9 protein-coding genes are annotated in these 7,221 nt (G+C 52.9%); 6 read left to right on the plus strand and 3 right to left on the minus strand.

Annotation, left to right across the window (positions count from 1 at the left end; all coding sequences use genetic code 11):
• From FBQ85_23565 to FBQ85_23590, 6 genes are all read left to right on the plus strand, one after another.
• A partial coding sequence (locus FBQ85_23565; protein MDL1878120.1) for a bacteriocin-protection protein occupies positions 1 to 402 on the plus strand: 402 nt, incomplete at its 5' end.
• 312 nt (positions 403 to 714) lie between these two features.
• Positions 715 to 1,686 (plus strand): deoxyhypusine synthase, encoded by a 972-nt coding sequence (locus tag FBQ85_23570; GenBank protein MDL1878121.1) that lies wholly within the window; start codon positions 715 to 717, stop codon positions 1,684 to 1,686.
• A 173-nt stretch (positions 1,687 to 1,859) separates the two neighbouring features.
• Positions 1,860 to 2,360 carry a DUF664 domain-containing protein gene (locus tag FBQ85_23575; protein ID MDL1878122.1) on the plus strand — a complete coding sequence of 167 codons (501 nt, stop codon included), beginning with the start codon at positions 1,860 to 1,862 and terminating at the stop codon, positions 2,358 to 2,360.
• A gap of 467 nt (positions 2,361 to 2,827) precedes the next feature.
• The gene (locus tag FBQ85_23580; GenBank protein MDL1878123.1) at positions 2,828 to 3,634 is read left to right on the plus strand and encodes an arginase; all 807 of its coding nucleotides are present in this window, start codon (positions 2,828 to 2,830) and stop codon (positions 3,632 to 3,634) included.
• Positions 3,534 to 4,838 (plus strand): hypothetical protein, encoded by a 1,305-nt coding sequence (locus FBQ85_23585; protein ID MDL1878124.1) that lies wholly within the window; start codon positions 3,534 to 3,536, stop codon positions 4,836 to 4,838. The genes FBQ85_23580 and FBQ85_23585 overlap by 101 nt, the downstream gene beginning before the upstream one ends.
• A 109-nt stretch (positions 4,839 to 4,947) precedes the next feature.
• Positions 4,948 to 5,508 (plus strand): DNA-3-methyladenine glycosylase I, encoded by a 561-nt coding sequence (locus FBQ85_23590; GenBank protein ID MDL1878125.1) that lies wholly within the window; start codon positions 4,948 to 4,950, stop codon positions 5,506 to 5,508.
• A 171-nt stretch (positions 5,509 to 5,679) separates the two neighbouring features.
• Here FBQ85_23590 and FBQ85_23595 read toward each other — a convergent pair whose 3' ends face one another.
• The 3 genes from FBQ85_23595 to FBQ85_23605 form a co-directional block, all read right to left on the minus strand.
• Positions 5,680 to 6,036 (minus strand): TM2 domain-containing protein, encoded by a 357-nt coding sequence (locus FBQ85_23595; GenBank protein ID MDL1878126.1) that lies wholly within the window; start codon positions 6,034 to 6,036, stop codon positions 5,680 to 5,682.
• A gap of 12 nt (positions 6,037 to 6,048) precedes the next feature.
• Positions 6,049 to 6,369, minus strand: a complete 321-nt coding sequence (locus FBQ85_23600) for a DUF2752 domain-containing protein (GenBank protein ID MDL1878127.1) — start codon at positions 6,367 to 6,369, stop codon at positions 6,049 to 6,051.
• Between the two features lie 27 nt (positions 6,370 to 6,396).
• Positions 6,397 to 7,221 (minus strand): T9SS type A sorting domain-containing protein (locus FBQ85_23605; protein MDL1878128.1); only part of this gene is annotated, 825 nt, incomplete at its 5' end.

The raw sequence follows: 7,221 nt of genomic DNA on the forward strand, positions 1-7,221 counted from the left end.
AGCTACACCATTCGCGTGACGCCGCGCAAACCCCGCAGTGTGTGGAGCGCGATCAACCTCAAACGCGTCGAGGAGCTTACCAAGATGGGGCTAATGCATCCGGCAGGACTTGCCGTCTTTCAAGCACGTGACTCCAAGAAATCCGGACTCTACTCCTTCGAGAACAGGCCGCAAAAACTCGCGTCCAAATACGAAAAGCAAATGCGCGCCAACAAAAAAGCCTGGGCGTTTTTTCAAGCGCAACCGCCGTGGTATCGTCGTACCGCGAGTTGGTGGGTGCTCAGCGCCAAGAAAGAAGAAACGCGCTTGAAGCGGCTGGCGACGCTGATTGCCGACTCCGCGCAGCGAAAAACCATTGCGCCGCTCAAACGCCCGGCACGGCGAACGAAGAACAATACTTGAATGGCGATTAAAATGAGAGGCATGGTTCAGCTCGTTACAAAATTGGAATGGTATTAAATGGCCTCGCGCAATTTTTTTGCATTTGGTTGTTGGGTTTGCGCAAGCAGTGTATGAGTACAAGTCACGCGAAAAAAACTCCAGGACGAAATAACGCCTTCCTGCAAAAAGTTCATTGCATCGCACGAGGTAAGGAAGTACATTTAAGCAATTAGATAACGGCTCATGCGTGCAATGCATCATTGCAAGAAGTCAACGCTGATTTTTAAGAAGAGCCTTTGTTTATCACCGCAGCTCCTTGGAGGAGGGCATCGCATGAACGGCACGATTTCAAAATTTATTGAACGGAATTTTTTGCATTTCAATGCCGCTACGTTGGTGGAAGCCGCCCGAGCATACAAAACACATATAGAGGGCGGCGGCAAGATGATGATCACGCTCGCCGGCGCCATGAGCACGGCGGAGTTGGGCATCTCGCTCGCGGAAATGATCCGGCGCGACAAGGTCCACATCATTTCCTGCACCGGCGCGAATCTTGAAGAAGATCTCATGAACTTGGTGGCGCACAAGCATTACAAACGCATACCGAATTACCGCGAGCTGAGCGCCGACGAAGAGACGCAGCTTCTGGAGAACGGGTACAACCGCGTGACGGATACCTGCATTCCGGAAGATGAGGCGTTTCGCCGCGTGCAAAAACATATTTTTGCGCAATGGAAAAAAGCGCACGATAGCGGCGAGCGTTCTTTTCCGCACGAGTACATTTATAAAATTCTACGTTCCGGCGAGATGGAACAGTATTACGAAATCAATCCGGAGAATAGTTGGATACTCGCGGCTGCCGCGAAAAACTTGCCGATTGTCTGTCCGGGCTGGGAAGATTCGACGTTGGGAAATATTTTTGCTTCTTATTGCTACAAGAAACAACTGCAGCCTGCGGTGATGAAGTCCGGCATTGAGAGCATGATCTGGCTGGCCGATTGGTACAAGAAAAATGCGGCGGGCAAGGGTGTGGGATTTTTTCAAATCGGCGGCGGCATTGCGGGAGATTTCCCCATTTGCGTCGTGCCCATGCTGTATCAGGATCTCGGCGTGAAAGATGTGCCGTTCTGGGCGTATTTCTGCCAGATTTCGGATTCGACAACAAGCTATGGCTCCTATTCCGGCGCGGTGCCCAATGAAAAAATCACCTGGGGCAAGCTCAGCAAGGAAACCCCGCGGTTCATTGTGGAGTCCGATGCCAGCATCGTGGCGCCGTTGATGTTTGCCTATGTTCTCGGGCAATAACGCCGCAATAATTTGATACTCTTTTTCGCCCATGCGCGCCGAGCGTGTGGGCGATTTTTTTTGACAAATTTAATCGCTTTGTAACAGACTGTTGACATAGGGTTGTCACTCCGCCGGCTTAAATTGCAGCGTCACTGAAAATTCTCAGAGAATGAAGCAAAAGGAGCAAACGTATGTATCGCAAAATTGAAGATTTCAACAAGGATTGGGCGTACGAAAGCGAAGCCACCCTTAAGATGATCAAGAATCTGACCGAGGCTTCCCTGAACCAGCGCGTCACCTCCGAAGGCCGTTCGCTGGGCTTTCTTGCGTGGCACTTGATCGTTACTCATGCCGAGATGCTCACCCTCGCCGGATTGACGATACCAGCGCCCGGCGAGCCGGACAACGTGCCCGCCTCAGCCGCAGAAATCGCGGCGGCGTACGAGCGCTCGGCGCGTACCGTAGCTGAACAAGTCGCGAAGAACTGGTCGGATGCTTCGCTTCTGCAGGAAGTGGACATGTATGGTGAGAAGTGGACGTTGGGCTACACGCTGGCCTCGCTTATTCGTCACGAGGCGCATCATCGCGGCCAGATGACGGTGCTCATGCGGCAGGCGGGTTTGCCGGTGCCGGGCGTCTATGGCCCGTCACGGGAGGAGTGGGCGCAATTCGGCATGCCGGCGCCGCAATGATGCCAACGCGCTGCTTTGATGAAAATACTTCCACTTTGGTTGTGAAGCGACTCCCTGATTTGCAGACAAGCTGCGAATCAAAGCTTCTACAAAGCAGCAAACAACTGTTCAGCAAAACTCGATGACCATCGGCGATAAAGTTTTTCCACCGAAATGCGCCGAAGTCACCGAGCCTCTCCGAAAAAAACTCTGGCCGGATGATTTATCGGCAGAATTATTTTGAATCGTTCTGCCGGCAAATTATTCTGCGAGAAACTTTTAGAATTTTATTCTAACTTTGAACGCCTTATGGCCCTAAACAAGTTTTTCAGACAAGCTGAAAACTTGCGCCTTCGGGCAGCAAAAAGATTTTCCAACGGATTGAAACAACCCAACTGATACAGGACTTTTCATCCGCCGGGTTGCTTCTATTCGCTGGAGAAAAGTTAGAATTTTATTCACCGTTCGAAAAGCTAATCGCTTAGAACATGCATAATCAATTCATCTTATCGCCATTCTTTCTTGAAAAGCCGCTTCCCGTTGCGGAGCGTTTGGCTTCGCCGGAATGGATCATCAATAAGCCGCAGTTGCCGGAGGGTGGTCAAATGGCGTGCATGTCAATCGTGCATCGTCATTTGGCCGATATCGTTGCGAACACGGTGAAAAGCGGGCATCGACCGGTCAGCGTTGTCGGCGATTGTTGCGCTACCATCGGCGTGCTGGCGGGCTTGCAACACGCCGGCCTCATGCCACGCCTCGTGTGGCTTGATGCGCATGGCGATTTCAACACTTGGGAAACCACGCCCAGCGGGTTTATCGGCGGCATGCCGCTGGCAATGATCGTCGGGCGAGGCGACCAAACGTTGCTGCAAGCGGCGTCATTGGCGCCGCTCGCGGAGCGTGATGTCATTCTGGTGGATGCGCGCGATCTTGATCCCGGCGAGCGTGAATTGCTGCAACAATCGGCTGTGCTGCATGTGACGAAAGTGGCGGCCCTTCCTCAACTTGTCTCAGCCACCCAACCGCTCTATATTCACCTGGATGTCGATGTGCTTGACTTTGCTGACGCGCCCGCGATGAAGTATCCCGTGCGCGGAGGGCCGGAGCTTGGCACGCTTTGCGCGATACTTGAGCATCTGGCAAACAGCGCACCGGTGGTTGGCGTTTCAATGACATTGTGGGATCTCGAACAGGATGCGGATGGACGCACGGCACACGCCAGTATGGCGTTGTTGCAAGCGGCGATTGGCGAGGCTGAACATGACAACAATATCGGCAGCGGTAAACCAGGATAACCCTTCGCGTCTTTTTTCAAAATCGAGCAAAGCAATCAGCCCTGGGCGCAGCGTTCGAACGGCAGGCAGCATGGAAATCAAAGCACCAAAAAAGGGCGAAGGTGTACCAAAGGAAACGCCGGCGCGCAACAACATTGCCGCGCTCGCGAGTGCTCTCTCGCAACATTTTCCCGGGGCCTCATGGCAATGCCTGCAATCTGAATTGGAGAAGAATAATTTCTTTGCCGCCGGCATGCTGGAGCAAGTCCGTCTGATGGCGCAAGCCGCTGTGGAATTGTCGGGGGCGTCGCGGAACGGCGCCGCGCTCATAACGGCGCTCTCGCAATCTGCAGTGGAGAAGATTCGCGGTGTGGCGGCATTTGTGCCGGCCCTTCTTTATCCGGATGATGTGCCGCGGCAGCTTGAATGGCTTGCTTACACCGGTGTGTTGGAAGGTGCCTGGCCGCGCGAGCTTTCAGCAACCGCCCTGCACAACCTGATCATTCGGCACGGCGTCGCAACCGTGCTTCCGCTGGTGCAGTCCTGGATCGAGCATGAAAACCCGGCGCGGCGGCGCCTGGTGACGGAGGCATTTCGTCCCCGCGGCGTTATGCTTGCACACATCAACGAATTAAAGGAAGATCCCTTGCCGCTGAAGAAAATTCTTGAACCTCTGTTGGATGATGTTTCGGAGTATGTGCAGAAATCCGTGGCCAACAATCTCAATGATATTTCGAAAGATAATCCTGACATTGTTTTGGCGTGGACGCGGGAATGGAACACACCGCATGCCACCAAGCAACGGCATGGGATTCTTGCGCGCGCCTTGCGGACGTTGATCGATGACGGCCATCCCGCTGCCTTAAAGCTGTTGGGTTATGGCGCCAACCCCGCGCTCAACGTCGCCTGGCAAAACAATACGCCGCGACGTATCAAGCTCAATCAGTTCCTGCCATGCAATCTTGAGATTCACAATGCGGCCCGGGCAGAGGCCGGCGTGGTAGTTTTGTTGTTGCTGGATGAGCCGGGCAAAGGCAAGGCGCGGCGCAGAAGCACGTATCAAATTTGGCGGGGCAAACTAAAAGCCGGCGAATTGAAAAAGATCAGCAAGAAAATTCATTTCGTCGACAAGAATTCCCTACCGCGCGTGGAAGGCCGGCGTTATCTCAAGTTGATCGTCAACGGCAAAATGCTCGAGACGCGGGAAATGAGGTTTAAACGGTAAGTTCGGAGTTGTCTCGAAAAATGGCCCGGACAGTTGCGAGACGATTCCGTGTGCAGTATTTCGGAAGATTGAATTCCCGGAATGGGCAACTAACTTCGAAGAGACTATTATGACACGACGCTGCGAATGGTGCGGCGATGATCCGCTGTATGTGGCTTATCACGACGAGGAATGGGGTGTGCCGGTTCATGATGATCGCCGGCTATTTGAGATGTTGATTCTCGAAGGCGCGCAGGCGGGGTTGAGCTGGTCCACCATTTTGAAGAAGCGTGAGAACTATCGCAAAGCGTTCAATCGCTTTGACGCCCGGAAGATTGCAAAATACGATAAAGCAAAAATTGCCAAATTGCTCGCCGATCCCGGTATTGTGCGCAATCGCTTGAAAATTGCAGCGACGGTGCAGAACGCCCGCGCTTTTCTGGAGGTGCAAAAAGAATTCGGCAGTTTCGACCGGTACATTTGGCAATTTGTCGGCGGCAAGCCGAAGCAAAATCGTTGGAAGAGCCTCAAGGAAATTCCGGCAAAGACGGCCGAGTCCGATGCCATGAGCAAAGATTTGAAAAAACGCGCCTTTTCATTTGTCGGTTCGACGATTTGCTATGCGTTCATGCAGGCCGTGGGAATGGTCAACGATCACATTACAACTTGTTTTCGCCATCGCAAAGTTTAGGTGACTTACCGAATCAAATACAGAATAGAATTCTGAAAGATTTTGCCCACAAAAATGAAATCCCACAAAACTGTGGGATTTTATTTTCGTGGGCGTGGCTTTTCAAACGGCTCGAAGCGCTTCATCCCAAAGTCTCGAGATCAGCTTTCGGACTATTCTCGCGAAACAGGTTTACGCCATCGCGCCTCTCACCATGACGCTGACTTGTTGCGCAACTTTCGAATTGTATTCGAATGCCAGCTTCCGGTAATTCACCAGATCGATGATCGTGCCGATCAGACAAAGGCCGCCGGTGAATAAATACAGCAAGCCCATGCCGATTTGCCCCAAAATAAAGCGTTGCACACCGGCGATCACCACAAAGCCGAGCAGGGTGGTCAGCAGAATAAGTTGCGGTTCCTTCCGCCGCGCGCGATAAACCGTGGCAAATTGTTTCGCCTGTGGTTCATCCCAATCTTTGATTAAACCCTGCACAAAAACCATCTCTTCTCCGTCAAGCTCCGGCAATAAATACATGGCATTGGCCATAATCCTCCTCCGTTAAATTTTAGAAAAGCTGCGAATACCTCTACATGAATTTAGCAATAACGACAGAATTCTGCTGCTCAAAATCACCAGCGCGGGAATGCCCAGCGGATGCGCGGCGAACGAGCGTTGAAAATCGCCGTGAAACAGAAACGCGATCGCATGCCCCAAGCCGCAGCCCGGGCAGAAGCGCAATCCCAGAGTGTGAAAGATGCACAAACTCGGAGTTTGATCGGCATAAGGATTCAAACAGGCCAGTGCAATCAAGCCAATCAGCCAGATACCGGCCTCCAACGGCAGGCGTGAAAGAGCTTGCCGTGATGAAGTGTTGCGCATATTGCGATTTCAATATTTGTGATAGCTTCAAGGCAACAGCAGAAGCTTTTTCATTTGCACAAAACTGCCGGCTTGCAAACGGTAAAAATAAATTCCGGCGGGCAAATCGCGGCCGCGGCTGTCCTTGCCGTTCCAATTTGCGGTGTGAATGCCGGGCGTTTGACGGCCGTGCGCGAGCATGTGAACTTGCTGGCCCAGCACGTTAAACAGTGCGAGGGTGAAGTTGCCCGCAACGTTTTCCGGCAATTCATACTGAATCTGCGTGGCGCGGCGCACGGGATTAGGCCGGTTTTGGTGCAGCGCGAATTGTTGCGGCAATTGACTTTGTTTGCGGCTGATGCCGGTGGCCGGATTCACATAAAACGAAAAATAGTCGCTTTCACTGGCAGCGCGCGGCGCGTAGCCGGTGCGGCCGCTGTCATCGCTCGCTGAGATGAAATAATAAACCGTTTGATTGCCGCCGAGGTTGGGAATCATCGCGGCATACTCCTCGGGATTTCCCGTCGCTGTCATATCCGTGATTTCAAACGGCGGCGTGCTTGTGGTGTTGTAATGCACGCGAAAGGTGTTGGGCGCGAGCGCGACGGGCTGGGTGAGAATGATGGGTGGCAAAATGCGCGCGACAATTTCGTAAGCCCCTTGCGGATCCATCACCTCCGGCAGCGGCGCGTGTTCCACGATCGGCTCTTCGCCCACCGCGTACGTCAGAAAAAGATTGGAACCGCGATTGATGTGAATCAGCCGTTCGATGTCCAATGTATCCGGATGAAATTGATTGCCGACTTCGGGCGTGAGTGCAAGAATTTTGTTTTTGTTCGATTGCTCGCCGTACAGCCAATCGTCGGAGTCGCC

The organism is Cytophagia bacterium CHB2 (assembly GCA_030263535.1).
GTDB lineage: Bacteria > Zhuqueibacterota > Zhuqueibacteria > Zhuqueibacterales > Zhuqueibacteraceae > Coneutiohabitans.